This window comes from Periweissella cryptocerci (genome assembly GCF_004358325.1).
Classification (GTDB): domain Bacteria; phylum Bacillota; class Bacilli; order Lactobacillales; family Lactobacillaceae; genus Periweissella; species Periweissella cryptocerci.
In genome coordinates this window covers 1,006,367-1,032,336 of the sequence record NZ_CP037940.1, presented here as the reverse complement: position 1 = coordinate 1,032,336, position 25,970 = coordinate 1,006,367, and the positions used below count along the sequence as shown (strand labels likewise).

The following is a 25,970-nucleotide window of genomic DNA, read 5'->3' as shown; positions in this document are numbered from 1 at the left end:
GCTCAAAGGAATGCGTAATGGTATCGAAATGAGAGAGGACATTGTCTAAGTACGGATTTTTTGAATTTACAATGACAAGGATGGATAATTTCCGACTGGGCTTAGTGAAAAAGTGAATAAAAAAGATGTCCCGTTTGTTCAATGTTGGGACACGGTTCCTTCATATTGCTAAATTAAAATTAACTTAGATAATATTCTATAAATATTGGAGAAGTATGGATGAATAATAAAACGAAACATCGCGATTATAAAAAAGTTAAGCACGTAATGTACGCTAGTCTGGCAGCGGCAACCTTAGCTGGTGGGATGGGGACGACACCAATTGTGCTGGCGGAAGCTTTGGAAGCCGATGTAGCAATGCAAAACGATGACTCTAATAATACTGAAAAAGCTAACACGCGCCCGGTTGTTGAAATTCCCGATGTGCTACCGGATGGAAAAGTAGCTACGGCCCAAACTGAAAATAAAGTCGAAAAGTTAGAAAAAACACAGCAAGTTACTGCCGCTGAGCAAGCTAAGCAAAACCGCGGGACGAAAGAAAAAGCAACAAAGAGTGCGGCTACTAAGGATAAAACTGCGCGCGTTGGCCATGTTTTTACATACGCCGATTTTTCTTATGATTCAGCTGGTACAACAATCACTGGATTTAGTTCAGCGTTCACTTCATCTGAGGCATATAGAAATTGGGATGGCGATTTAACGATTACTGGTGATGATTTTGAAAATCTTGTTGCCATTGGCGTGGAAGCTTTTGGGATAGCACAAAATAACACCAAAAAATACCCAAATTTGAAAAAAGTTGTACTTCAAGGTTTACCCACGTTGCAACATATTAGGGAAGCTGCATTTGAAGGAACATTTGGAACTGGAATTGATATTGAATCAGTTAGATTAGTTGATTTACCAATGCTAGATGATATTGGAAGCAGAGCGTTTGCATTGAATAGTACTTTGACAACAGTGGTGCTTGAAAAACTGCCTGTTTTAAAGCGTTTTGGGGATGCTGGTAGTTCCTATTGTTTTGCAGCGGGGAGCTTTTCCGAAATTAGTATAATTGGATTACCAAGTTTAGAAGAGATTGGGTACTGTGCATTCGGATATAATCCCAATTTACAAACTATTAATTTAGTTGATTTACCAAGTTTAGAATATATTGCGGGAGAGGCATTTTTTGTGGGAGTTGATGATTATAATGCGGTACAAAATGTCAACGTTGGCGGGCTTAATCCCCTTAATCCCGATTTTTATATTAGCAATGGTTTTGACGGGGTGCCCAGTGGTGGTGTTGTTACCCCAGTGGGTGTTGTTGATAGGGATAAACCAACTGCCGATGATTTAGCGGTGGCGGTTACATTTAGGGATGCTATCAATAATCAAGGATGGTTTTCAACACCTGACACAGTCTGGTATATCAACAACAAGGTCAATTATCAATATGTTGATCAAAAAGGGCGACCAATAACAAAGGGAACAGATGGCACTCCAGTTGGTCCGCAAACTGCTGATGTACGTATCAGTGATTCGGTACTCAAAGGCAGTGATTTTTTTACTGCTCCTAGCGCGCCTGAAATTGCGGGATATAGCAATGGTACCCTAGAGGGGGATAAGACTCGTGCAATTACTAGCTTGAATCAACCGATTATTTATCGCTACAATCAAGATGACGCAGAGGCGTTTACTGTTTATTGGGTTGACAGTGATGGCACTGTGCTAGATTCTAAAGAATTTGAAGGGCAACCCGATGAAATTGTTGACTTAACGCTACGTGATGATTTTCCTGGTTATCGCTTCCAAAGTTTAATGAGTAGCACTGACGCAAGCACAGCTGATACGGGTAGCTGGACTAGCGCTGATAATTTAATCGATAATCCGGATAGCTTGAATTACGGTGATAATGCTGGTCGGAGCTACAAGTTTGTCTATGCGGCAATTGGTTCGGTCACATATAAATATATTGATCAGTATGGCGCCGAAATTAAGCAAGATAGCAATGGTGATGATGTGACACCGTTCAGTATTGCTGGTGTTAAAGATGAGGCGTATGAATTTTCCGGGGTACCTGAAATTGCAGGCTATGGCACTGGAAAATACGTTTCCGGTGATGAAACTAAAGTTATTGGAGCCGGTGACCGTGAAATCGTTTATCAATTCCGCAAAATTGCCGAACCGATTACAATTTACCGCGTTGATACTGACGGCAAGGAACTACAAGATCCGGAAGAAATTTCAGGTTACGTGGATGACTTGGTTGATTTAACACCAAAAGACTTTGATAATTATGATTTCAAGGAGCTCTACGGTAGCACCAATAGTACATCACGACTTGTGCCCGACCTCACTTGGGAGCATCGCGATGAATTAATTGGGACGAATTTCAAATTTGATGAAAATACGGCCCAGAGTTATAAATTTGTGTACGCTAAGAGGGGGGCGACCCCAGATGGTAGCGATAAGCCAAATTCTGGCACAACGCCTGACAAAACTGATACCGCATCGGGCAATGAAAATGATAAAACGCCCGATAAAACCAACGGTGATGAAATACCAGGAAAGCTACCAAGCTCCGGTGGTGGTGACAAACAACCTGGTAAGAAGGATGACAGCCACAATAAAGCGGGTCAAACAAACCGTAAAGATTCGGCAAAGAATACTAGTAATAATGGCGCCACAACCACTAATGCAGATAAAGCAAAATTACCAAAATCTGGTAGCGTAAAAGATTATGTCGTACCAGTTCTCGGGCTGACCGTGCTCGTCGGCTTGTTCGGGGTAGTTGCGTTTAAAAAGAAATGGAAATTGTAGAATTGCAGCACCTTGGCTTTAGATAGTCAGGGTGCTTTTTGAATGCTTTTAGTAGAAATGTTCACATTATTTTGAGAAAATTGAGATATAACATAATTTGCATGCCGCAGCCATTGCTTAATTTGTGGCTTGTTGGGTGCATTTAAAATAATGGATAGAAAAATATAAGGAGGACGATAAAAATGAAAGCAAAATTAATTGTACGTAGTTTCGTTAGTTTGATGTGTCTGGCGACTTTGGGGATGACTGTGACCACCGCCCACGCCGCTGTGACGGGGGAAACTAGTGCCACAACAACCCGTAAAGTTAAAGAAACTCCACCAGCTGAATCGGCGAAACCAGTTGTCAAACTGACTAATCTGCGGAAGTTCATGTATGTTGGTCAATATAATCGTTTTAAGGCCACAATCAACAAAGATAGCGGCTTGAAAATCGCGAAGTACCGCGTGTCGTCAAGCAATCCCAAGGTATTGAAAGTTTCCAACGGATTGCTCACTCGGGGGATGAAATTGGGGGTGGCCAGGGTGACGGTTAAGATGACGTTGAGTAATAAGCAAATTGTGACCCAACGCTTTAGTGTGCGGGTTGTGGCACCAGTAATGTCGACCGCCAAGGCGAGCGGGTACCGGATTGTTAAGAGTTCAGCGAATGTTTGGACGAAGCCATACTATAAAGCCCAACAGAATAAGCATGCTGACGCCAGCAAAAATGTCCAAGGGTATATGGTTAAGTTAAGCCAAAAAGCCACGACGGTTGATAACAAAGTTTATTATCAAGTAGCATTGCCAGGGTCGGGGCAAAAAGTTGGCTGGGTGCCCGCATCTGGTCTGAAGCCCGCTGGTCAATACTGGCGTAATGCGACAGGTGGGAAAACTATTAATGTCAAAAAAACGAAGAACTTGAATGTGGAAGTATCAGTTGCCAAACAGCGAGTTTACCTTAAATCAGGCAACAAAATTGTGTATACGATGCTGTGTTCAACAGGTGCCTACGCAACGCCAACTGTGCTAGGGCACTTCAAGTTGAGTAGTGGTGGTTCGTATTTCTGGGGTGGCAACGGTGGTGCGAAGTACTGGCGCGCATTTGCGCCTGGTGGTTATTATTTCCACAGCATCCCAACCACGTCGGCAAATGGGGCGTACGGTACCCAATATGGTAATCAGTTGGGACACCGCGCCTCACATGGCTGCATTCGCTTGAGTGTTGCGGATTCAATCTGGTTCTACAAGAACATGCCCAATGGTACGAAAGTTTACGTACATTAACTAGGATACTGTTAGTGTCAAACTAATCATATATGAAGCGTGATAATTGGAGTCATTACATTATTGTTTAGGCAGGATGTAATGACTTTTTATGGCTAGTTTTAGTGACAACGTTAAAATCGTAAAGTTAAATAGACATATAAGTAAAAAATAACTAATTTGTAAAAATTAACAAACAAGTAGAGTGATATAATCATTGTATAAGAGTTAAATGGCGTTGAGGGGGCTTAGATTTGGCGAATGCAGAACCATTTTATTGTACAAAAATTAAGGAAGCGGTCTTTACACAGGGGGACCGGGCGCTAAAAAGTGTGATTTATGACACACTTGCACGCTTGATTAGAAGCGGGGAAATTGAACCAGGAACGGAATTAAAGCAACCGGAAATCGCTAATTTTGTTGGTATCAGCCGTGAACCAGTGCGCCAAGCGTTGGCGGCGTTAGCGAAGCAAGGTTTAATCGGCAATGATTGTGGGCGCTATTGGCGCGTCATTTATTTTACGAAACAACACTTAGCTGAATTTCGAGAATTAACGACCTTCTTCGATACGTTGGCTGGGCGCCAGGCAATTGTGCATTACACCGATGCAGAATTACAGTATTTGGTGAACCTGTGGAAACCTGATCAAATCTCGGTACCCGATGAACAGGGGGCAATGTTGCTGCTGAGACGTTTTGATGGGTATTTATACAAATACATGACTTCGTTATTCAAAGGCCACTACCAGCGGCTAATGCGGCAATATCGGGAGTCATTGTATCTCCACGAGCTCGCCAACCTGGAGCGCCGCCCGCAGCTGTTACATGAAAAATATCAGATTGCGCTCGCCCTCCAAACGCGCGATGAAGGGCAGATTCAAACGGCAATCACAAAGCATTATACGGCGATGGCGGATTTTGTCCTGGAACATCGGCATTTATTATAATGAAAAAAAGCTCTATTCCGTCTGACGTGGGATTTATAAAATGTGACGAGATGCATGATGCCACTGCGTGGAATTATTGATTACCGCTATACGGCATATTACTAGTCAGACTGCCTGCGCAAACTAACGAAGAGGCTGGAAACAGGCTGGACTTTAGCTCGCACCGTGATGGCATAATCAGTAACGGGTTTCGTTACTGATTATGGATTTGTGAAGATGGTTACCGCGTTAGCGAACCAAGCTTCGCAAACATTTGAAGACCGCACTGTGGCTTCAAATGCTTGTCTTCCATCACGGTGTCCAGACTGGTTCCAGCCTCGTAGTGGGAATCAATCTGAAACACATATCCAAATTTCACGCTAGAATAAATAAAACTAAAAAGCTGTTACCCTGACTTTGTGAATTTGTCAGGGTAGCAGCTTTTTTATTTTTTATATTGCTCGGGGTATTTGAAGGCATCGAAATAGCCAAAAATATCTTCAATTGAGCTACCATTGTAAACTAAGTCGAGGTCACTTTTGGGGACAAAACCGGCTTCGATGGTTTCGTTTAGCCAAGCCCACAGTGTGTCGTAGAAGTTATCAATGTTGAAAAAAGCAGTCGGTTTTTCTTGCAGGTCGATTTTCGACCACGAAATAACTTGCCCCAGTTCTTCCAGCGTTCCAAAACCGCCGGGTAAGACGATAAACGCATCGGCGCGCTCAATCATTTTACGTTTGCGCGTGTCCATGTCGGGAACGGTGATTAATTCAGTGATATCGGCGGGATTCATTCGAGATTCCGTCAAGTTGGCGGGGTGAACACCGTACACGCGCCCACCAGCTTTCATGGTGGCGAGGGCGACGACACCCATTAGGCCATCTTCAGAACCACCATAAACAAGTTCGAGTTCGTGGGCGGCCAGATAATGGCCTAATAATGCGGCTTGTTCAGAAAAGTGCGGATTTTTGCCTTTGTGTGAACCGCAAAAAACGGCCACTGATTTGATTGACATACGATATTCCTCCGTAATTAAAATTGGCTCGGTAAGCCGGATATATGTTGGTGCCACTGCGCCAAATAGATAGCGCTGGCATTTGTGAATGCTATGTTTTGATGATTGGTGGTGCGCGGTGGCCGGTAACGCTTGTACCAGCCAAGGACACAAAAAGAGCTAAGGCAATCAATGCCCTAGCTCTATTATAGCGATTAAATGTGTATATATGGTGAAGATGTCTAATAACTATTTATCAAGACCGTAGTTGTAGTCATCGTTGTCCATTACTTCAACTTGGCCCAAACGGTAACCATTCCCAACTTGGGAGAAGAAATCGTGGTTAGAAGTTGAAGTTGAAATCCCATTCATAACAACTGGGTTAACGTCATCGGCGCCATCAGGGAACATTGGATCTTGACCTAAGTTCATCAAAGCCTTGTTGGCGTTGTAACGTAAGAAGGTTAAGACTGATTCTGACCAGCCAATTTCGTCGTACATTTGGTGGGTGTATTTTTCTTCGTTGTCATACAAGTCGTACAACAAGTCATACATCCAGCCCTTAAGTTCTTCTTGTTCTTCTTCAGGCAATTCGTTGAAGCCTAATTGGAACTTGTAACCGATGTAAGTTCCGTGGACTGATTCGTCACGCAAGATTAACTTGATGATTTCCGCCACGTTCACTAATTGGTTGTGGCCCAAGTAGTACAATGGCGTGTAGAAACCAGAGTAGAACAAGAAAGTTTCCAAGAAGACTGAGGCAATTTTCTTTTGCAAAGGGGTCCCAGTTTGGTAGATACCATTGATCCGTTGGGCTTTCCATTGGAGAAATTCGTTGGTGTTTGTCCAATCAAAGATTTCGTCAATTTCAGCGGGGGTGTTCAAAGTTTCAAAAATTGATGAGTAAGACTTAGCGTGCACTGATTCCATGAATTCAATGTTGTTGAAGACCGCTTCTTCTTGTTGCGTGCGGATGTCTTTTTTCAAAGCTGACATCCCGTCTTGTGATTGCACGGTATCAAGCAAAGTTAAACCACCAAAAATGTGGCCAACTAAGTATTGTTCAGTAGTGTTCATTTGACGCCAATCATCCAAATCGTTTGATAATGGAATCCGGGTGTCTAACCAGAATTGTTCCGTTAATTTTTCCCAAGTTGCCTTATCAATGGCATCTTCGATTTCGTTCCAGTTAATAGCTTTATATGCTTCAGTCATTTATCGTTAACCTCTCCAAATTTGTCTTTTTAGTCAGTTGAGTTGTTACTTGCCACTGCGTGCCACAGAATTTGGCTGCCGCACCGAGATGGAAGCAAACCTGCTGAGCCTGTAGTCTCAGCTACTTTGAGCGAAGTGATAAATCACTTCCCATCACGGTGTAAAGGCTACGCCCGGCAACCAAATTCTTGAGTCACTCCGTTAGTTAGCTATGTTTAGCGGACTAACTGGAAAATAAAAAACACTAAGTTTAATAGTAAGTAGGGCATATTTTTTTCCAGCGTGGGATTGTCATTTCCGTACTTTTGAATCATCGAATTACTGAAGTTCTATTGTCAGTGCTGTTTTTCATGCCACTGCGGTCTATGTTTGGTAACAATTTTTCGCTAGTATGAGCATTATTCCTAACTAACGAAGTGGCGGTAATTTACTGGCACGTAGTGGTCAATTATATTCAATCCCACGTTAGGCGAAATAGAACCGTAAATAGTTATTAATAATACAAAAGACGTGGCACTGGGTCCACGCCTTTTATTATACGATATTAAACTTGATTGCGTCTATTAGATTGAGCAGCTTTCGCATTCGTTGACGCCAGCTTCACCACCATCATCGGTAAATGTCCGCACATAGTACACTGACTTACAGCCCTTGTTGTAGGCGTAGTTGCGTAAAATGTTCAAGTCCCGGGTGGTCATTTTATCAGTACGGCCGTTCTTCCATTCGTACAAACCTTCTGGCAATGTTGAACGCATGAACAACGTCAACGCCATACCTTGGTCGATGTGTTGTTGTGCGGTTGCGTAGATGTCGATAACCAAACGCATGTCGGTATCGTAGGCTGATTTGTAGTAAGGAATTGTGTCGTTTGATAAGTATGGTGCTGGATAGTAAATCTTACCAATCTTCTTTTCTTGACGTTCTTCGATACGGTTAACGATAGGGTGCAATGATGAAGTTGCATCGTTGATGTATGAAATTGAACCAGTTGGCGCAATGGCCATACGGTTACGGTTGTACAAACCAAATTCCTTAACATCCGCTGCTAATTGAGCCCAGTCTTCGCGTGTAGGGATGTGTTGACCACCAAATAAATCAACAACCTTAGCAGACTTTGGACCCCAATCTTGTGATGTGTACTTGTCGAAGTATTCACCGGTGAAGTAAGTTGACTTATCAAAGTCCTTGAAAGTTTCCTTGCGTTCTTTGGCGATTTTATTTGAAGCGACTAAAGTGTAGAAGTTAACCATCATGAAGAAGACATTGGTGAAATCAAGTGAATCAGCGTCACCGTACATGATGTGGTTTTTAGCTAAGAAACCGTGAAGTCCCATCGCACCAAGACCAACCGCGTGAGCTTCGTTGTTACCTTTTTGGATTGAAGGCACAATATCAAGTTGTGATGAGTCAGAAACAAATGACAAAGCACGCATCATTGCTTCAACAGACTTACCAAAATCAGGTGTGTCCATCATGTTAGCAATGTTGATTGAACCTAAGTTACATGAAACATCAATTCCCATTTTGTCATAACCTTGGGTGTTGTTGATGTCTGATGGAGTTTGTACTTGCAAGATTTCAGAACACAAATTAGATGAAATAATCTTACCAGCAACTGGGTTTTCACGGTTAGCCATGTCGATGTTCACGATGTATGGGTAGCCAGATTCTTGTTGGAGTTTTGAAATTTCAGTTTCTAAGTTACGGGCACTGATTTTGTACTTACGGATGGCAGGGTTAGCGACCATGTTATCGTATTCAGCAGTGATATCAACGTAGTTAAATGGTGTGCCATAAAACTTTTCAACATCGTATGGAGAAAAGAGGAACATGTCTTCGTTAGTGCGTACCAATTCGTAGAACTTATCTGGTACAGTTAAACCAAGTGAAAGCGTCTTAACCCGAATTTTTTCATCGGCGTTTTCCTTCTTAGTTGCGAGGAATTGCATGATGTCTGGGTGGAAGACGTTCAAGTAAACCACACCAGCACCTTGACGTTGGCCAAGTTGGTTTGAGTATGAGAAAGAATCTTCCAACAATTTCATCACTGGTACGACACCAGAAGCGGCGTTTTCGATACCCTTGATTGGGGCACCAGCTTCACGCAAGTTAGAAAGGTTCATGCCGACACCACCACCGATACGTGACAATTGGAGCGCTGAGTTAATCATCCGACCGATTGAATTCATATCATCGGTTGATTGCACAACGAAACATGAAACCAATTCGCCCCGACGAGATTTACCAGCATTCAAGAATGAAGGGGTCGCTGGTTGGTAGCGTTGGTGGATCATTTCATCAGCTAATGACATTGCAAGTTCAGTGTCACCGTTGGCAAAATACAAGGCGTTCATTGCGACCCGATCCATGTAGCTTTCAATGTAATACTTGTTATCGTTAGACTTCAAAGCATATTGAGCATAGAATTTGTAAGCGGCCATGAAAGACTTGAATTGGAATTTTTGGCTTTCCAAGTAGTCATAAAGGTCTTCGATAAAACTGAAGTTGTATTTCAAAACGAAGGCTTTTTCGATGAAATCATTATCCATCAAGAAATCAAAACGGTCGCGCAAAGTTTTGAATTGCATTGTGTTAGGTTCAATATTTTCTTTAAAGAAAGCGGCGAGGGCTTCTTTATCCTTTTCCAATTGGATCGAATTGTTCTTTGGAATGTTTACTTCATTGTTCAAATCGAAGTAAGTCACATCCTTGATTGATTTTAAGCTCATGACTAGCGTCCCCTTATTTTTCCTAAAACTTGGCTTTTGAGAATAAAAAAACACAACATCTTGTGGTGCGCGGCTCAAGATGTTGTGTCATAAGTTTGCAAAATTAAGCTAACTTTTTTAAGACATCTGGTCGGAATCCGGCAATAGTTTCGATGCCAGTACCTTCAACAACCGGAACGGCTGCGAAGCCTTGACCCTTTAAATAGTCGATGTATTCAGGGTTTTCGTTGATGTTCTTTTCTTCAAAATCGATGCCGTGTTCTGATAAGAAGCGCTTAGTCATCTTACATTGGATACAGTTGTTTTTAGTAAATACAGTTAATTTTGACATTTATTTATACCTCATTCGTTATTAATTTATGTACTTAGTATAACAACATGTAGTGGCATGTTTCAACGCTCAAACACCACATATAGTTATGCTGGGAAATATTTAGGAACTGGAAAGGGTGTGATACCTTGTTTTTTTGCATACAAAAAACTATAAATTAATTTATTAACCGAGTATAGTTAAAATATCGAAAAAGTATCGGAGAAAACTAATGAATAATCACTACTATACTGAAAACCCAGATGTGGCGCATGCTGAACACACTTGGGAGTTCGCACTCTTAAATCACAATATTAAGTTCACCACCGATAACGGTGTTTTTTCAAAACAAACCGTCGATTACGGTTCACGGGTCATGATTGAAGCGTTCCGTGAAAATAACGCTCCGTCAGGTAAAATCCTCGACTTGGGTACCGGCTATGGTCCTGTGGGGATTTCATTAGCGTTGGCCTATCCTGATCGGACACTAGATATGGTAGATGTGAATAATTTGGCCTTGAGTTTAGCCGAACGGAATACCCAAGCAAATGGTGTTGCGGGTCGGACTAATGTTTTCCATTCCGACGTGTATGCGGATGTGACCGATAAATATGCCGCAATTTTGACGAACCCCCCAGTGCGCGCTGGTAAAGATGTCGTATCAATGATGATTAGCGATGCGGCCCAACATCTTGTGCCTGGTGGGACATTGACTGTGGTACTGCAAAAGAAACAAGGAGCACCATCGGCTAAAAAATTGATGGAAGAAACTTTTGGGAACGCTGAGATTATTCGCAAGGATAAAGGTTACTATATCTTGGAAAGTACTTATACTGATACTGAGAAGTAGATTTTGACTTGGGGTGGATGTGGGCCACTGCGTGCCTGGAAATTACTTGGCGCACCATGCTGGAAGCACATGTTCAAGCCGAAGTGCGGTCTTGAACAACTCGGACAAGCTGGGACTCTAAGGAATAAATTCCTAAGACTCCTCATCTTATCCTCAGCGGAAATATGTGCTACACACATATTCCCCCAGTCACGGTGTAAAGGCTGCGCCCGCCAAGCAATTTCCAGGCACTCCGTTAACTTGCGGTTCAAGCCATAAGTTAGAGTTACTCATACAAATACAAATGTTGAAGTTTTTACAATGATTGGACTTAGCAACAGGCTAGTGCAAAATTCACGTACAGAAGTTTGAACGTAAAGTAGGTAATAGATATGACGGAACTTTCTATTGAGACACAACAAAAATATATGCGCGAAGCCTTGAAACAAGCGCGCAAGGCGGGGATGATTGGCGAAGTGCCGATTGGAGCGGTGATTGTGCATGATGGCGAAATAATTGGCCGCGGCTATAATTTACGTGAGCACGCCCAAGATGCAACGATTCATGCGGAAATCATGGCAATCCAAGAAGCTAATCGCAATATTGGCTCATGGCGCTTAGAAGATTGCCAAATGTTTGTAACATTGGAACCATGTCCTATGTGTGCGGGTGCGATTATCAATTCCCGAATTCCGGAGCTGTTCTTTGGAGCACGTGATCCCAAAGCGGGCGTCGTTGGCAGTTTGTACAATTTATTAACCGACGAACGCTTTAACCACCAAGTGGAAGTGCATGAACGTGTGTTAGCCAAAGATGCCGGCGAGTTATTACAAGCATTTTTCCAAGATATTCGTAAACGACGCAAGGCAGCCAAGCAAGCACGGAAGGCTGCCGAAGCGGGAAAAAAAGAGATTGACGGTTAATTTCACAAATAGTGTTGTCACTACGGATGAAGTGCGCTATAATTACTAACTGCGGGGCAAGGTTATACTCCGAATTGGGTCAGGACCGGAAGGTAGCAGCCCTAAGGATGCTGTAATTTGTGCTTCGTATACATACATTTAGAAAGAATCGTGATCAGTGATGGTTGCGATTTTTTTGTATCATTTTTTTGGAATGGTTATTTTTATATGGCTTATGGTATTAGTAAGGTCATCTTAAACTAACGGAGTGTCTGGAAAGTGCTTGGCGGGCGGTAGCCTTTACACCGCGACTGGGGTGATATGTGTGTAACATATGTCGCGGCTGAGGATGAGATGAGGAGTCTTGGGAATTTATTCCCGTAGAGCCCCAGCTTATTCGAGTTGTTCAAGACCGCACTTTGGCTTGAACATGTGCTTCCAGCGTGGTGCGCAAAGTACTTTCTAGGCGCGCAGTGGAAAGAACAATCCTAATTTATAGAACGTCACAGACAAATAATATTCAATCGCACAAAAATTTGTTAAACTAGTAGTAATAGATTTTCAGGAAAGGGAGCAGCATTTAATGGCATATCAAGCACTTTACCGCGTCTGGCGGCCACAAACATTTAAAGATATGGTCGGGCAAGATGTGGTTACCAAGACTCTCAAAAACGCCATTTTAACGGGCCAAACTAGCCACGCGTACTTATTTACGGGGCCTCGTGGGACTGGGAAAACTTCAGCTGCAAAAATTTTTGCGAAAGCCTTGAACTGTCTGGATTTACAAGATGGCGAACCATGTAATAAATGTGCGAACTGTGTCGGCGTTAATGACGGTTCGTTAAATGATGTGATTGAAATTGATGCGGCCTCAAATAATGGGGTTGAAGAAATTCGTGACATTCGCGACAAGGCAAAATACGCACCAACGCAAGCACCTAACAAAGTTTACATTATTGATGAAGTCCATATGTTATCCACAGGTGCGTTTAATGCGCTGTTGAAAACTTTGGAAGAACCACCTGCCCAAGTGGTATTTATTTTGGCAACGACGGAACCCCATAAAATTCCGGCAACTATTATTTCGCGGACGCAACGCTTTGATTTTAAGCGGATTACGTTGAAGCAAAGTTTGGAACGAATGGAATACATTCTCGACCAAAAAGGCTACCAATATGATGAAACTGCATTGAAAGTTATCGGCCAAGCTGCAGAAGGTGGGATGCGGGATGCTTTGAGTATTCTCGATCAGACTTTGTCATTTGGGGATGAAGCCGTGACACTTGATAACGCGCTGCTTGTGACGGGTTCTGTGACCCAAAACTTGCTCAGTGAGTACGTGGAGAATTTTACGCAACACGAAACACAAACGGCCCTGGCAACTTTGCAATCGTTACTCGATGAAGGTAAAGACGCTAATCGTTTCATTGAAGATTTGATTGGCTATGTGCGCGACTTATTGTTAGCAAATGACGCTCCACAAATGGTTAATGCGGTTACGGATGACCGTTTCCAAGCATTGGCGAAGGCCGTGTCACCGCGGTATTTGTATGCGGTGATTGATGAATTAAACCAGATTCAACAGCAATTACGGTTTACGACGCACCCGGATGTTTATCTGGAAGTGTTAACCGTTAAGTTGAGTCAATTGGGTACACAGCCAGTGGCAACTGCTGGAACGGCTCCGGTTGCACAACAAGCGGCTCCTGTTCAAACCCAAGCACAACCAGTGGTCAATGCAGTGGCACCAGCAGTCAGTCAACCAGCAGTCAGTCAACCAGTGGTAAGCAATACACCGGTGGTAACCCCTGCAGCGACTCCAGCTCCAGCAGAGGCGCCTGTAAGTAGTCGGATGGCGCAAGTGCAAGCGATGATGGCACAATCAACGCCGGATTCAAAGCCTGCTAGTCAAGCACGCCCAACCGCACCAGTGGTTAACACGGCGACCGCGACGCCAGCAAGTAACGACGCCATTGCCAAAGTTGATGGGCAAGCGGTTTTCGACGTTTTGAAGCATGCAACTAAGCCGGCTTTATCGCAAATGCAAAACATTTACGGTGACTTGCTGAATATGCTCAGCGTGGTTGAAACGGCGAAAATGACGACGGCCCAACCTGTGGCAGCTAGTCCGGAAGCGGTAATTTTGGCGTTTGCCCAACCGTATATTCATCATTTGGCAAGCATGGATGCGCAGTTACAGCAGGACGTATTCAAGGGGATTAACCGCTTAATTGGTGAAGAGCTCACGTTGGTCTTTATTTCAGAAGATCAATGGAAGCAAGCGCGCCAAAGCTTTGCCCAACAACACAAGCAAGGCATTCCAGTTGATCAAATGGTTGCGCCAGCGCTGACGAAGCTCGAATTTGCGAGCCAACCAGCGGTTCAACCAACAGTACCAGAAGTTGAAGAATCACAAGATAACGTGGAAAATGCGTTACCAGCAGAACCGGTGGTGGATGCGGCTCCAAGCAATGTTGTGCAAAAGGCTGAAGAGTTATTTGGTGCAGATTTTATTACAGTAGAAAATAATTAAGATAAAACGAGGTAGAGAACTATGTTTGGTGGCGGTAATATGAACGGTATGATGAAGCAAATGCAAAAGATGCAAAAGGATATGCAATCTGATCAAGCAGCGTTGGAAGCAACGGAATTTGTTGGCGTTGCGCCTGATGACATGGTGAAATTGACTTTCACTGGTGATCGTAAGTTACACGACGTTGTGATTGATGAAAAGATTGTTGATCCTGACGATGTGGATACTTTGCAAGACATGGTATTGGTTGCCATCAACGATGCCATGAAGAAGATTGACGATACAACGGCTAGCACGACGAATGGCAAGTATACTAAAGGTTTATCATTCTAAATAGTAAATTTGGCGCCACAACTCAATTGAGGGTTGTGGTGCTTTTTTATTGAGTGCAATCAGACAATTAGGGATAACAATTAACTTATGAATATGGTAAATTAATTAGATACAAATTTTAAGGATGGACAGCATGAAGTTTAAAAAATTGATTATCGTTGGATTGACCGCAATGTTGATTGGCGGTGTTGCAATAACTAGCCTAGCGACGCAACAGGTCACTACGGTAGAGGCGCAAGCTAAGCCAAAATCAGATTGGTTGCACACAAAAGGAAATAAGATTGTCGATGGCCGGAATAAAACGGTCCGTTTGACTGGGCTGAATTGGTTCGGTTATGAAACATCCGCCAATACATTCCACGGGTTATGGCAAGTTAGCATGAAAAAATCAGTCGCGGCAATTGCGAATCACGGTTTTAACGTCATTCGTGTGCCGATGTCAGTGGCTTTGGTTGATAATTGGCGGATTGGCAAAGCAAGTCGTGACACACCAAACATCAATTATGCCGCTAACCCTGAATTGCAGGGGCTCAACAATCAGCAAATTTTTAACACGTTCCTTAAATACGCTAAGCAAAATGGGGTCAAGGTAATCATTGATATCCACAGTCCTTCCAAGGATGGCTACCAAAGTGATACGTGGTACGATGACAATTATTCGACCACTAAATGGCTTAATGCACTTAGTTATTTAGCAAAAGCTTACAAGAAAAACGATACCGTCATCGGATATGATTTGAAAAATGAACCACATGGGCAAGCCAAATGGGATACTAGCAAAGCCCAAAATAATTGGCGATACGCAGCCACGCGGGGCGCAAAAGCGGTTTTGAAAAAGAATCCGCACGCCTTAGTTTTCATTGAAGGAATTGAGCAATATAATGGCGATTATTCTTGGTGGGGAGCTAATTTGCAAGGTGTCAAAAAAGCACCAATCAAGTTGGCGGCCAAACAACAAAAACAGGTTGTCTACTCGTCACACGATTATGGCCCAATCGTGTATCAACAACCATGGCTGCAAGGTAACTTTAAGAAAAGTGTAAAAGCGTACTGGAACAAAAACTGGTTATTCATTCATAAAGAGAAAATCGCGCCAATTTTCATTGGTGAATGGGGCGGTTACGCGAAAAATCATACTGGGAATAATTTGAAATGGTTGAAATATTTACGCAGTGAAATCAAGCAGGACAAGCTTAGTTTCACATACTGGTGTTTTAATCCTGACTCAGGCGATACTGGTGGTCTAGTTAACGACAACTGGACGACTTGGAATGGTAGCTACAAATTTGTAAAGTCAGCCTTATGGCAAACCAAGCAGCACAAGTTTATCGGTCTTGATGGGCAGGTTAAACTTGGTACACATGGGGTTGAACGGCCTTAAAATTGATAGATTTTGCCTCCATTCCGTCTGACGTGGGATTGAATAAACTTAACCACTCCGTACCGGCAAATTGCTTGGCGCACCACGCTGGAAGCAACCTCCCAAGCCAAAATGCGGTCTTGTGAGGTTCGGATAAGCTGGGAGTCTAAGGAATAAATTCCTAAGACTGCTCATCTCATCCCCAGTCACGGTGTAAAGGCTGCGCCCACCAAGCAATTTGCCGGCACTCCGTTAGTTAGTAATAATTCTCAAACTAAGTCGGTGGTGGGCAGATTCAATCAAATCAGGTATCGCGGATTTTGTGAGGTGATCAAACTTAGTGTCTAAGGTATATTCCGTGGTACGTGAATATTCTTAAACAAAAGTACAGAAATGACAAACCTACTCTAAAACAAATAGAATCTTTTTACTACAGGACAATCCTTTATTTTGGGATTGTTCTATTTTTTGTGGTTGGGGCAAGCATATGTACCAATTTAATCGAAAATCCTGCAGTGGCAGTATTTGTAAAGTTTCAAGGGGACGTAATCTGAAAGCAAATATTACATTAGTAGAGGTACACAATTTTACGTACAATTAAATTTGCATTATCCTTTGATAAGTTGTATCGTTAAATGTATGGGGGAAAGAAAATTATGACATTAGTAACAGGAACCGCAGTGACAAAATCAGAAACAGATGCAATGCGCCAAGCTTTGCAAAATAAAGATGCGAAGGTACTGAAATTCATCAAGGTACTTTCTGAAAATCACGGTAATTTAACTGATGATTTTTATCAAAAAACCGCATTGGCATTCGTAATGAGTGTTGGTGAAGTTAAGAAGTTCATCGCAGTATTAAACACAACCGGCTACGAAAATTAATAGCTACTTGTTCAATAGCAAAAAGCACGATTTTACCTTACCAATAAGGAGAAATCGTGCTTTTTTGCGTACTGACGTGCTATTTGGTGATTAACGAATCGCAATATTGGACGGTGGATAACTAGTAATTATTACTCCAAGATTGGATATTGGACGATAATTTCATTGGTCTGTGCTAGTGCATCCAGTTGTGCGACAGAAAGTGGCGTGGTGATTACGCCACGGCGATCGGCGGTCAAACGTTGGACAGCGTTGGCATCTTTTAGTGGGGCGATGGTTCGGATGAAATAACGTTGCACCGGTGTAACGGGAATCAACGGCACATTATTTGGCGTATTAATTGGTAATTCCGGTGATGTCGTGTTGATGTTACGCGCAATTTGGAGCAAATCATTGGTAAGTGATTGCGCGGTTGGCAAAGCACCGGCCCCTTTACCTGCCAAGAAGGAATTACCCAGGGCAGCGCTCGTAATATTAATGCCGTTATTTTCATTATCGACGTTGGCTAAGAGTGTTCCTTGAGCCACTAATGTCGGGGCAACCGTGAGTGCGAGCCCATTTTGTGTGTATCTGCTGATTGCCAACAGTTTTATTTTAAAGCCGAGTTCGTTTGCCAGTTGCAAGTCAGTGGCCGTTACCGCGGTAATCCCCTTAATTGGAAACTCTGAAATTTGGACGGCGGTGCCAAAGACCAAGCGCGCTAAAATACTGAGTTTGTAGGCGGAATCGATGCCTTCAACGTCTTGCGCGGGGTTACTTTCAGCGAAACCGAGCTTCTGCGCTTGCTGCAGAGCCGCCGCGTAACTCAAATGGTTAGTACCCATTTGCGATAAAATGTAGTTTGCCGTGCCATTCAAAACGCCGACTATTTGGGTGACTTGGTCGCTCGCGTAGCTATTAGTGAGGGTTTGCAAAATCGGAATACCGCCCGCCACGCTAGCTTCATAATATAAATTAACTTTATTTTGTTGCGCAAGGGCGATGAGCTCCGGGCCGTGTTTTGCCAGTAAATCCTTGTTAGCAGTCACAACGTGTTTACCTGCGTTGAGTGCGGCACTAATATAAGTTTTGGCCGGTTCAATTGTGCCCATGGCTTCAACGACAATTTGAATTGCCGGATTGGTTAAAATAGTGGTGGAATCAATACTAATTGGTAGCCCGTGCGTAATTGGGGCGCGTTGCTTAGATAAGTTATGCACAACGATTTGGGTGATTTCAAAATTAATATTTGCGTTGTGCAAAACCGGTGCGTTAGTGTGTAAAAGTTCAACAAGTCCAGTCCCCACTGTTCCTAAGCCGAAAATCCCCAGTTTAATTGTTTGTTTTTTAGTAGTCATTTAGTATCCTATTCCCCTTGCTAAAACACCACTTACATATAGCAGTTTAATTTTAATTGTTTTCTAATTTCTATACACATTCTAATGCTGATTTTAATAATGTCAAACGATTCTTTAATTTTACTTAACTTGACAAAATTCTGCGTTGCGTATAAATTGTGTGTCATTAAGACAAATACGCAAAGGGGGGACGTTATGGCAGTATCGTTAAAAAATGGCTATTTAAAGCAATTACAAAATTCTGTGCCAACGAAAAAAAGGGCGAAACAAATCGTGATTTTGAATTTGATGCCGAATCGTTTAGAAACTGAAAAACAGTTTGCCAGCATCTTTAATGACCTTGACGGCGATGTTGAGCTCACGTTTATGTATGCCGCCACCCATCATTTCAAAGGAGTAGCCCGCGATGAAATTGCTAAAACGTATGTTAATTTAGCGCAGATTGACCAGCAATATTTTGATGGCTTAATCATAACTGGTGCGCCAGTTGAAAAACTTGATTATGCCCAAGTTGACTATTTTGCTGAATTTCGCGCAATCTTAAGATGGGCCAAAACGCATGTAAATCAGACTTTGCTCGAATGTTGGGCAGCTCAAGCTGGATTAAACCATTATTATGCGACGAAGAAATATGTCTTACCGCAAAAATTATTCGGCGTCTTTGGCGATGAAGTAACTGGTATCACAACGTTGACTAAAGGCATTGGGCAATTTATCGTGCCACATTCCCGCCATAGTAACGTGCTAGTTAAACAACACGTGGATTTAAAGATATTAATTAAGGATGCAGTCGCCGGCCCGGTACTTTTACAAGATGTGAAACGGCGGGTGACGTTTATGCAAGGTCATCCCGAGTATTTTGCTGATACCTTATGGCATGAATTTGAACGGGATCTACGAGCAGGTAAACAAGTGGCGGTACCGCAAAATTACGAAAAAAGTAGTGGGAATTGGTTGGAAACTAGTCATAAGTTTTATCAAAATTGGCTGGATTTGATGCGGTGATTAATATGTGGTTGCATTTGATTGTAAATGAGAATATGATTACAACATTCTAATAAAAGTAAAAATGATGAGAAGAGTAACGCGGCTAGTAATCGCACAGCGAGCTATTGAAGTGGTGAAAAATAGTAGATGAACGTAGCGTGAAGATGAACTCAGATAATTAATTGATGGTGGAAGCTGTCGATCCGTAGGGTACTACGTTATCAGGCCAGGCTTACGAAGGCAACTTCACGAGCTGATAAGATTTGCCTAGCAATGGGCAAGTGAATTTGGGTGGTAACACGGCAACTCCGTCCCTTAGTCTAGTAATAGGCTGAGGAGCGGAGTTTTTTTGTATTAATAAATAAAATATGGGGATGAGGAAACAAATTATGACGGAAAAAGCAGGATGTGCGTGGCAGACAGAAACGATTTTGGCACAAGCGGGAAATCGGACGGACGATGAAAAGACGGGTTCAATTTCAACACCGTTGTATTTATCCACAGCATTTCGGCATCGGGGGCTGGGACAGTCAACTGGTTATGATTATTCACGATTGGAGACGCCCACGCGGGAAGTCTTAGAGCAAACCCTCGCCGAACTTGAACACGGCGATCAAGGATTTGCGTTGAGCTCGGGCATGGCGGCAATTCAATTGGTATTTACATTATTCAAAAGCGGCGATCATATTATTACGTCGGATGACTTGTATGGCGGTTCATTTCGATTCTTCGATTTGCTGCAAGAAAATTATGGCTTGGAATTTAGTTTGTGGGATGGGCACGATGCCGCTGAATTGGCCGGATTAGTCACTGAAAAAACGAAAGCAATCTGGCTCGAAACACCGTCTAATCCAACGATGAAAGTTATTGATATCGCCAGTGCGGCTACTGCGGCGCATGAAATAAATCCTGACATTCGGGTAATTGTGGATAACACATTTTATACGCCGTTGCGCCAACAACCATTGCCATTAGGAGCCGATATTGTGGTGCATAGTGCGACTAAATATTTGGCGGGGCACAACGATGTACTAGCTGGAATCGTGGTGACTAAACGCCCCGCTGACAGTGAACAAATCGCCTTTAACTTGGTGACAACAGGCGCCACCTTAGCGCCATTTGACAGTTGGCTCTTAATTCGCAGTTTAAAAACACTGGCGGTACGGCTTGAGCGCCATGAGTACAATGCCCGTATCCTGGTGGATTATCTGAATAAAAATGCGGCGGTGGAAAAAGTTTTATACCCCGGCCAAGGCGGCATGATTAGTTTTTATTTAAAAGCGGATCACGATGTGGATAACTTCTTGCAAAAAATTAAGCTGTTTTCCTTTGCCGAAAGTCTCGGCGGTAGTGAAAGCCTCATCACCGTTCCAGCTGTGCAAACGCACCATGACATGACGGCAGCCCGGCGGGAACAGCTAGGGATAACCGACCAACTCTTACGCCTATCGACTGGACTGGAAAATGTCGCGGATTTGATTGCTGATTTGGAGCAGGCGCTTGGGTGAGGTTTGGATGTAGGCTGATAGGTCACTTTACTAGTACTGCATGCAAAATTTGTAGTTAATGAAATTATGGGGGGAGATTACGATGAATAAAAAAATGGGAATATTAGGAATTACATTGGCCGCGGGTTTTATTTTAGGGGGCTGTGGTACTAAGGCGGCAAGCACAAAGTCGGCGGATTCAAATGTTAAAACGATTGTTGTCGGAACATCTGGGATGCCCAAACCATTTACCTATGCCGATGAAAACGGTAAGTTGGCGGGTTATGATATCGACACAGTTCGGGCATTGGATAAGGAATTAAAGCAATATAAGTTTGAATTTAAGAAAACTGAAATCACGTCGGTATTGGCTGGCTTAGATGCCGGTAGGTTCCAAATCGGTGCGAATAATTTTGGTTATAACGATGAGCGTGCGGAAAAATATTTATACACCAAACCAACTTTCCAAGATTGGTTTGTCTTAGTAGTTCGCAATAATAATCAGACAATTAAGCAATTTGCGGATGTTGCTGGTAAAACAACAGTGGCCACTCCAGGGGTAAACTTCACGATGGCACTTGAAAAATTTAATAAAACAGCAAGCACTAAAACGAAAATTACGTATTCACAAGAAGATCCTGCCAAACAGGTTCAGGACATTTCTAGCGGGAAGTATGATTATGCGCTAATTGATAAACCACTCTTTGACGCATACAAAAAAGAATTTAAGTTGACGAATTTAAAAGGCCTAGACTTATCCACTAGTGATGAAAAGAAGGTGACACCACGGACACCATACAGTTATTTATTAGTTTCAAAAACAGATGGTGGGCAACAACTCGTTAAAGATTTGAATAAAGCGATTGTAAAAATTCAAGCAGATGGGACCCAGGCGAAAATTTCACAAAAATACTTTGGTGAAGATTATGTGCCAGGAAAATAAGCGATGCCAAAATTAATTGATTTCAAACTTATATTTACGGAAATTCCCAAATTATTAACTGCATTACCAGTTACCTTAGAAATTACCTTTGTTGCTATGACATTTGGGCTAATTATTGGTTTACTAATGGCGATTGTCAAAATCAACCGGGTTCCGGTTTTTTCGCAAATATTTGCCATCCTAGTTTCATTTTTACGTGGCACACCGCTCATTGTGCAACTTTATATTACTTACTATGGAGTGCCGATTGTACTTCAGTATATAAATTTCTATCAGCATACAAAATACAACATTAATAGTGTACCAGCGTTGTTATTTGTATTAGTGGCGTTTGCTTTTCATGAATCTGCTTATAATTCTGAAAACATTAGGGCAGCAATTTTAAGTGTTGATAAAGGTGAAATTGAAGCTGGTGAGGCATTAGGAATGACCCGTTGGCAAGTATTGAGACGCGTTACAATTCCGAATGCATTAGTTGTTGCATTACCAACGTTAGGGAATGCATTTATCAGTTTATTGAAGAATACCTCGCTTGCGTTTGTCGCTTCGGTAGTCGATTTAACAGCTAAAGGACAAATTATTGCAGGTGCTAACTATCGTTACTTTGAAGTCTATCTTTCATTGGCACTTATCTATTGGGTTTTAACAATCATTACCGGATTTATTATTAATGTTATTGAAACCAGAATTACTAAATTTAAACACAGTCCAATTGTGATGGAGGAAATTGTATAGATGATAACGATTGAAAATTTAGCTAAGAGCTATCAACAAAATATTATTTTTAAGAATTTTAACTTAGAAATTGCGAGTGGGGAGGTGGTGGCGATTATTGGTCCATCAGGCACAGGAAAATCAACTTTGCTACGGACGTTGAATTTATTAGAAAAACCGGATGAAGGGCGAATCACAATAAATAATGTTCCGGTGGTTGCCCCAAAAATTAAAGCCAAAGAAGCAGTCTTATTTCGACAACAGACGGCGACGGTATTTCAACAATTTAATTTATTTTCACAGAAAACAGTTTTAGAAAATGTGACTGAAGGGTTAATTTTGGTTAAACATTATGCCAAAGAAGCAGCAATTGAGTTGGCAGAAAGGTTGTTAAAACGGGTGAATTTATTACAACGGAAAAATTTTTATCCAAATCAATTATCGGGGGGTGAAAAACAACGAGTCGGAATAGCACGGGCATTAGCGATGAACGCACCGGTATTATTGCTGGATGAACCAACGAGTGCCTTGGATTCAGAATTAGTAGGGGAAGTTTTACAAACGATTAAAGATGTTGTGCAACAGAATAATGCACAAACGGTTATTCTAGTTTCTCACGAATTGGAGTTTGTCAGACAAGTAGCCACCAGGGTTATCTTTTTTGCCAATGGTCAAATCCAAGAAGATGGTACACCACAGGAAATTTTTGAAAATCCAAAAAATCCACGGACGGTTGAGTTCTTACGGCGTTTCCGTGGAATAACAGTGCCAGTCGTTTAAAAGCAATGTACCAAAAAAATAAAAAAATTCAACGGGTAATGGTATTGGGGAAGCATACAAATTAAGGGAGCGATAAAAATGACAGTTAATGAAATTCAAAAAGAATTGGCACAATTAGACGGATTAAATGAAGCAGCGTTTTGTGTGATTGATTTTTCAACCGGTAAGGTGGTCAAGCGTGAAGTTGATGCGCTGCAAAAGAAAATTATTGATAGTAACTTAGCGGCGAATGAACGAATTCATGAAGTTGATCAAGCTGGGAATTTTCAGCGGCAAGCGCCACGATTTATTAAGCATTTGGGTTCACAGGAACTGCCGATTGAACGGAATCGCTATCGGTTAGTGTTGTCAAAGTCAGATTCATTTGCTCAACAAGTTGCAATTGTACGAAATTTATTGGATTTGGATGATGATATTGAAGTGACATATGTTAATCCAATTCGGACAAAAGAGGGGTGGCAGTTTAGTAATGATGTTGACGGCGTTGATCCAGTTTTAAACGTTAGTTATCTGGGTGAGCTATACATTGCTAACGATGCGGAATATAACGGGCGAGCTACAGTGCCAGCTTTAATTGATATTTTATCGGGGGAAATTGTGAATAATGATGGCCGAAATTTACCGCGAATTTTGGAAACTGAATTTTTGGACATTGCGACAAATAAAGTTGATTTATATCCAATTAATTTACGTGAACAAATTGATCAATTAAATGATGAAATCTATGATCAGCTCGGAAATGCCGTCTATGAAGCCGGTTTTGCCCGCTCACAAGTGGCGTATGAAACGGCGTATAACAAAGCATTTGCTGAATTAGCTGTTTTGGATGAACGGTTAGCAACGGAAAAATTTTTGTTAGGGGACGATATCACTGATGCGGATGTGCGTCTATTTACCACTTTAGTAAGGTTTGATACAGGTTATTATCAGGCATTCCACGTTAATAAGTATTTGTTAACTGATTTTAAAAATTTTTGGCGTTACGCCCGTGATTTATATAAAATTCCGGCATTCCGTGAGACAACAGATTTCGACGATATCAAAAAAGGCTTACAACTGGGGGACTTTAATGACGCTGAAAATCCTTACAAGTTAGTTGCGAAAGGGCCATCAGTTGTCGCATGGCGCGAATAAAAGGTAACTAATATTAGTTATTAAGTACACAGCAGAATTCACAAAAGGTATGAAGGAGAAAAATATGACAGAAAATACAGCAAAAGAAATTGAAGCAAACGGCCATTTTGCCCGTCAAGAAAATGAATTTAGTACACCGTTTGGAACTGCAGTTGGTCAGTTACCTGTTGAAGCTGGAAAGTATCGATTGTTATGGTCAGCGGCATGCCCTTGGGCAACGCGCTCGGCAATTGCGCTGGAATTATTGGGCTTAACCGATGTGATTAGTATTGGCAAAGCAGATCCAATGCGCCCTGTTAAAGAGGATGCAGATTGGGCGTTTACCCTTGATGACGGTGATGTTGACCCAGTTTTAGGAATTAAGTATGTTTCGGATGCGTATTTAAAAGCGGATCCAAATTATGCTACGCGACCAACTGTGCCAGCAATTGTCGATATTGAAAGTGGCAAAGTTGTAAATAACGACTACTTTAAATTGACTAATTATTTTGAAAATGAATGGCAAGCATTTCAAAGCACGGATGCACCTGAATTATATCCGCAAGAGTTACGGGCAGATATTGATGCGCTTAATCAAATTATTTTCTCGGACGTAAACAATGGCGTGTATAAAGCCGGATTTGCTCAGTCACAATGGGCATATGAAAAAGCGTATAACCAGCTGTTTGCCCGTTTGGATTGGCTAGAAGAGCGCCTAAGTAAGCAACGGTTCTTGTTTGGTGACCGCTTAACTGACGCTGATATTCGTTTATACACAACGTTGGCTCGCTTTGATGCGGCTTATTACGATAAGTTCCGCGCTAATAAAAAGCGAATTCGTGATTATGAAAATTTGTGGAATTATGCACGCGATTTATATTCAATTCCCGCATTCAAAAACAACACGGATTTCCATGCAATTCGGGTGCATTATCACCAATCAGGACATCTTAGTGGTACGGCAAAATTATTCAGTGTATTACCATTAGGACCGGATGAAGAACTTTGGACAACGCCAAATAATAGGGCAGAAAAATTTGGACCAGTAACAAATCTAGTAACACAACCCGGAGAAAAATAATGATTCAGTTGCCAAAAAACATTTATTTTGTGATCGATGCTCGGTGCGGTGATTATCAACGAGTTGCTGAGTTATTAAATCAATTTGGCTTAAATGATGGCGACGAAAACGTTCAACGGGCAACTTTTAATGCAAGTCATGGCGTAGCGTTTTTGTACGATGGTGACCGCCTGATTGGTTGTGGACGAGTATTGTCGGATGGTATTAGCCAGGCAGCAATTTATAATATTGCGATTGATGTGGGTTATCACGGGCAACATTTGGGACAAGCATTAATGCAACATTTCATTGAACGCTATCGTGCCTGCAATATTATTTTGTATACTCATCCGGAAACCATTGGTTGGTATGAAAAAATCGGATTTCACAAAATGAACACAGGGCTCGCTATTTTTGCACCAAGTAGTGCAGCATGGATGCAAAGTGAAGGCTTTTTTGAATAAGCGAGAGTTAATCGTATCGGTATC

Annotated in this window: 22 protein-coding genes and 1 other RNA gene; 18 read left to right on the top strand and 5 right to left on the bottom strand. The window is 42.1% G+C overall.

Translation table 11 applies throughout. The annotated features are described in order from the left end of the window. Positions 1-219 precede the first annotated feature (219 nt). The 3 genes from EQG49_RS04715 to EQG49_RS04705 all read left to right on the top strand — a co-directional run bounded on the left by EQG49_RS04715 (position 220) and on the right by EQG49_RS04705 (position 4,993). On the top strand, positions 220-2,802 hold the full coding sequence (locus EQG49_RS04715) for a MucBP domain-containing protein (protein WP_133364528.1): 2,583 nt from the start codon (positions 220-222) through the stop codon (positions 2,800-2,802). Between the two features lie 182 nt (positions 2,803-2,984). Then, a complete protein-coding gene (locus EQG49_RS04710) occupies positions 2,985-4,067 on the top strand; it encodes a L,D-transpeptidase family protein (RefSeq protein WP_133362894.1) in 1,083 nt (360 codons plus the stop codon). Between the two features lie 233 nt (positions 4,068-4,300). Next, the gene (locus EQG49_RS04705; RefSeq protein ID WP_133362893.1) at positions 4,301-4,993 is read left to right on the top strand and encodes a GntR family transcriptional regulator; all 693 of its coding nucleotides are present in this window, start codon (positions 4,301-4,303) and stop codon (positions 4,991-4,993) included. Positions 4,994-5,417: 424 nt separating this feature from the next. Here EQG49_RS04705 and EQG49_RS04700 read toward each other — a convergent pair whose 3' ends face one another. The 4 genes from EQG49_RS04700 to EQG49_RS04685 form a co-directional block, all read right to left on the bottom strand. Continuing rightward, positions 5,418-5,987, bottom strand: a complete 570-nt coding sequence (locus EQG49_RS04700) for an LOG family protein (RefSeq protein WP_133362892.1) — start codon at positions 5,985-5,987, stop codon at positions 5,418-5,420. Positions 5,988-6,215: 228 nt separating this feature from the next. Continuing rightward, complete coding sequence (gene nrdF / locus EQG49_RS04695; RefSeq protein ID WP_133362891.1) at positions 6,216-7,181, bottom strand: class 1b ribonucleoside-diphosphate reductase subunit beta; 966 nt, start codon at positions 7,179-7,181, stop codon at positions 6,216-6,218. Between the two features lie 563 nt (positions 7,182-7,744). Beyond that, positions 7,745-9,910, bottom strand: coding sequence for a class 1b ribonucleoside-diphosphate reductase subunit alpha (gene nrdE / locus EQG49_RS04690; RefSeq protein WP_133362890.1), 2,166 nt, complete (start codon positions 9,908-9,910; stop codon positions 7,745-7,747). Between the two features lie 103 nt (positions 9,911-10,013). Beyond that, entirely contained in the window at positions 10,014-10,241 is a 228-nt protein-coding gene (locus EQG49_RS04685; protein WP_133362889.1) for a redoxin NrdH, read from the bottom strand. 211 nt (positions 10,242-10,452) lie between these two features. On the opposite strand from EQG49_RS04685, the gene EQG49_RS04680 reads away from it, so the two are divergent. The 7 genes from EQG49_RS04680 (at position 10,453) to EQG49_RS04650 (ending at position 17,061) form a co-directional block, all read left to right on the top strand. Beyond that, positions 10,453-11,070 (top strand): class I SAM-dependent methyltransferase, encoded by a 618-nt coding sequence (locus EQG49_RS04680; RefSeq protein ID WP_133362888.1) that lies wholly within the window; start codon positions 10,453-10,455, stop codon positions 11,068-11,070. Between the two features lie 371 nt (positions 11,071-11,441). Next, positions 11,442-11,972: a tRNA adenosine(34) deaminase TadA gene (gene tadA, locus EQG49_RS04675; protein ID WP_133362887.1), complete on the top strand. Its 531-nt coding sequence runs from the start codon at positions 11,442-11,444 to the stop codon at positions 11,970-11,972. Positions 11,973-12,015: 43 nt separating this feature from the next. Then, positions 12,016-12,113: signal recognition particle sRNA small type (gene ffs / locus EQG49_RS04670), an RNA gene on the top strand. Positions 12,114-12,534: 421 nt separating this feature from the next. Beyond that, positions 12,535-14,484, top strand: coding sequence for a DNA polymerase III subunit gamma/tau (gene dnaX / locus EQG49_RS04665; protein ID WP_133362886.1), 1,950 nt, complete (start codon positions 12,535-12,537; stop codon positions 14,482-14,484). 21 nt (positions 14,485-14,505) lie between these two features. Beyond that, entirely contained in the window at positions 14,506-14,817 is a 312-nt protein-coding gene (locus EQG49_RS04660; RefSeq protein ID WP_133362885.1) for a YbaB/EbfC family nucleoid-associated protein, read from the top strand. Between the two features lie 133 nt (positions 14,818-14,950). After that, complete coding sequence (locus EQG49_RS04655; protein ID WP_165964788.1) at positions 14,951-16,198, top strand: glycoside hydrolase family 5 protein; 1,248 nt, start codon at positions 14,951-14,953, stop codon at positions 16,196-16,198. A 635-nt stretch (positions 16,199-16,833) separates the two neighbouring features. Further along, positions 16,834-17,061, top strand: a complete 228-nt coding sequence (locus EQG49_RS04650; RefSeq protein ID WP_133362883.1) for a hypothetical protein — start codon at positions 16,834-16,836, stop codon at positions 17,059-17,061. Positions 17,062-17,192: 131 nt separating this feature from the next. Here EQG49_RS04650 and EQG49_RS04645 read toward each other — a convergent pair whose 3' ends face one another. After that, positions 17,193-18,398, bottom strand: a complete 1,206-nt coding sequence (locus tag EQG49_RS04645; RefSeq protein WP_133362882.1) for a homoserine dehydrogenase — start codon at positions 18,396-18,398, stop codon at positions 17,193-17,195. A gap of 195 nt (positions 18,399-18,593) precedes the next feature. Here EQG49_RS04645 and EQG49_RS04640 point away from each other — a divergent pair, with 195 nt between their 5' ends. From EQG49_RS04640 to EQG49_RS04605, 8 genes are all read left to right on the top strand, one after another. Next, on the top strand, positions 18,594-19,403 hold the full coding sequence (locus EQG49_RS04640; protein WP_165964787.1) for a homoserine O-acetyltransferase/O-succinyltransferase family protein: 810 nt from the start codon (positions 18,594-18,596) through the stop codon (positions 19,401-19,403). 371 nt (positions 19,404-19,774) lie between these two features. Continuing rightward, positions 19,775-20,893 (top strand): PLP-dependent transferase, encoded by a 1,119-nt coding sequence (locus EQG49_RS04635; protein WP_133362880.1) that lies wholly within the window; start codon positions 19,775-19,777, stop codon positions 20,891-20,893. A gap of 82 nt (positions 20,894-20,975) precedes the next feature. After that, the gene (locus tag EQG49_RS04630; RefSeq protein ID WP_165964786.1) at positions 20,976-21,815 is read left to right on the top strand and encodes a transporter substrate-binding domain-containing protein; all 840 of its coding nucleotides are present in this window, start codon (positions 20,976-20,978) and stop codon (positions 21,813-21,815) included. Between the two features lie 3 nt (positions 21,816-21,818). Then, entirely contained in the window at positions 21,819-22,550 is a 732-nt protein-coding gene (locus tag EQG49_RS04625; protein ID WP_133362878.1) for an amino acid ABC transporter permease, read from the top strand. Beyond that, a complete protein-coding gene (locus EQG49_RS04620) occupies positions 22,551-23,309 on the top strand; it encodes an amino acid ABC transporter ATP-binding protein (RefSeq protein WP_133362877.1) in 759 nt (252 codons plus the stop codon). 78 nt (positions 23,310-23,387) lie between these two features. After that, the gene (locus EQG49_RS04615) at positions 23,388-24,443 is read left to right on the top strand and encodes a glutathione S-transferase C-terminal domain-containing protein (RefSeq protein WP_133362876.1); all 1,056 of its coding nucleotides are present in this window, start codon (positions 23,388-23,390) and stop codon (positions 24,441-24,443) included. A 64-nt stretch (positions 24,444-24,507) separates the two neighbouring features. Then, the gene (locus tag EQG49_RS04610; protein WP_207668558.1) at positions 24,508-25,503 is read left to right on the top strand and encodes a glutathione S-transferase family protein; all 996 of its coding nucleotides are present in this window, start codon (positions 24,508-24,510) and stop codon (positions 25,501-25,503) included. Between the two features lie 8 nt (positions 25,504-25,511). Beyond that, positions 25,512-25,946 carry a GNAT family N-acetyltransferase gene (locus EQG49_RS04605; protein WP_423245970.1) on the top strand — a complete coding sequence of 145 codons (435 nt, stop codon included), beginning with the start codon at positions 25,512-25,514 and terminating at the stop codon, positions 25,944-25,946. The last annotated feature ends 24 nt before the right edge of the window (positions 25,947-25,970 follow it).

What these genes read in the sequence shown, in the direction of transcription:
- EQG49_RS04685 (WP_133362889.1), bottom strand. Translation starts at nt 10,241, where the DNA reads ATGTCAAAATTAACTGTATTTACTAAAAACAACTGTATCCAATGTAAG.
- EQG49_RS04655 (WP_165964788.1), top strand. Translation starts at nt 14,951, where the DNA reads ATGAAGTTTAAAAAATTGATTATCGTTGGATTGACCGCAATGTTGATT.
- EQG49_RS04660 (WP_133362885.1), top strand. Translation starts at nt 14,506, where the DNA reads ATGTTTGGTGGCGGTAATATGAACGGTATGATGAAGCAAATGCAAAAG.
- nrdF (WP_133362891.1), bottom strand. Translation starts at nt 7,181, where the DNA reads ATGACTGAAGCATATAAAGCTATTAACTGGAACGAAATCGAAGATGCC.
- EQG49_RS04635 (WP_133362880.1), top strand. Translation starts at nt 19,775, where the DNA reads ATGACGGAAAAAGCAGGATGTGCGTGGCAGACAGAAACGATTTTGGCA.
- EQG49_RS04710 (WP_133362894.1), top strand. Translation starts at nt 2,985, where the DNA reads ATGAAAGCAAAATTAATTGTACGTAGTTTCGTTAGTTTGATGTGTCTG.
- EQG49_RS04645 (WP_133362882.1), bottom strand. Translation starts at nt 18,398, where the DNA reads ATGACTACTAAAAAACAAACAATTAAACTGGGGATTTTCGGCTTAGGA.
- EQG49_RS04615 (WP_133362876.1), top strand. Translation starts at nt 23,388, where the DNA reads ATGACAGTTAATGAAATTCAAAAAGAATTGGCACAATTAGACGGATTA.
- EQG49_RS04610 (WP_207668558.1), top strand. Translation starts at nt 24,508, where the DNA reads ATGACAGAAAATACAGCAAAAGAAATTGAAGCAAACGGCCATTTTGCC.
- EQG49_RS04650 (WP_133362883.1), top strand. Translation starts at nt 16,834, where the DNA reads ATGACATTAGTAACAGGAACCGCAGTGACAAAATCAGAAACAGATGCA.
- nrdE (WP_133362890.1), bottom strand. Translation starts at nt 9,910, where the DNA reads ATGAGCTTAAAATCAATCAAGGATGTGACTTACTTCGATTTGAACAAT.
- EQG49_RS04715 (WP_133364528.1), top strand. Translation starts at nt 220, where the DNA reads ATGAATAATAAAACGAAACATCGCGATTATAAAAAAGTTAAGCACGTA.
- EQG49_RS04680 (WP_133362888.1), top strand. Translation starts at nt 10,453, where the DNA reads ATGAATAATCACTACTATACTGAAAACCCAGATGTGGCGCATGCTGAA.
- EQG49_RS04630 (WP_165964786.1), top strand. Translation starts at nt 20,976, where the DNA reads ATGAATAAAAAAATGGGAATATTAGGAATTACATTGGCCGCGGGTTTT.
- EQG49_RS04640 (WP_165964787.1), top strand. Translation starts at nt 18,594, where the DNA reads ATGGCAGTATCGTTAAAAAATGGCTATTTAAAGCAATTACAAAATTCT.
- dnaX (WP_133362886.1), top strand. Translation starts at nt 12,535, where the DNA reads ATGGCATATCAAGCACTTTACCGCGTCTGGCGGCCACAAACATTTAAA.
- EQG49_RS04625 (WP_133362878.1), top strand. Translation starts at nt 21,819, where the DNA reads ATGCCAAAATTAATTGATTTCAAACTTATATTTACGGAAATTCCCAAA.
- tadA (WP_133362887.1), top strand. Translation starts at nt 11,442, where the DNA reads ATGACGGAACTTTCTATTGAGACACAACAAAAATATATGCGCGAAGCC.
- EQG49_RS04700 (WP_133362892.1), bottom strand. Translation starts at nt 5,987, where the DNA reads ATGTCAATCAAATCAGTGGCCGTTTTTTGCGGTTCACACAAAGGCAAA.
- EQG49_RS04620 (WP_133362877.1), top strand. Translation starts at nt 22,551, where the DNA reads ATGATAACGATTGAAAATTTAGCTAAGAGCTATCAACAAAATATTATT.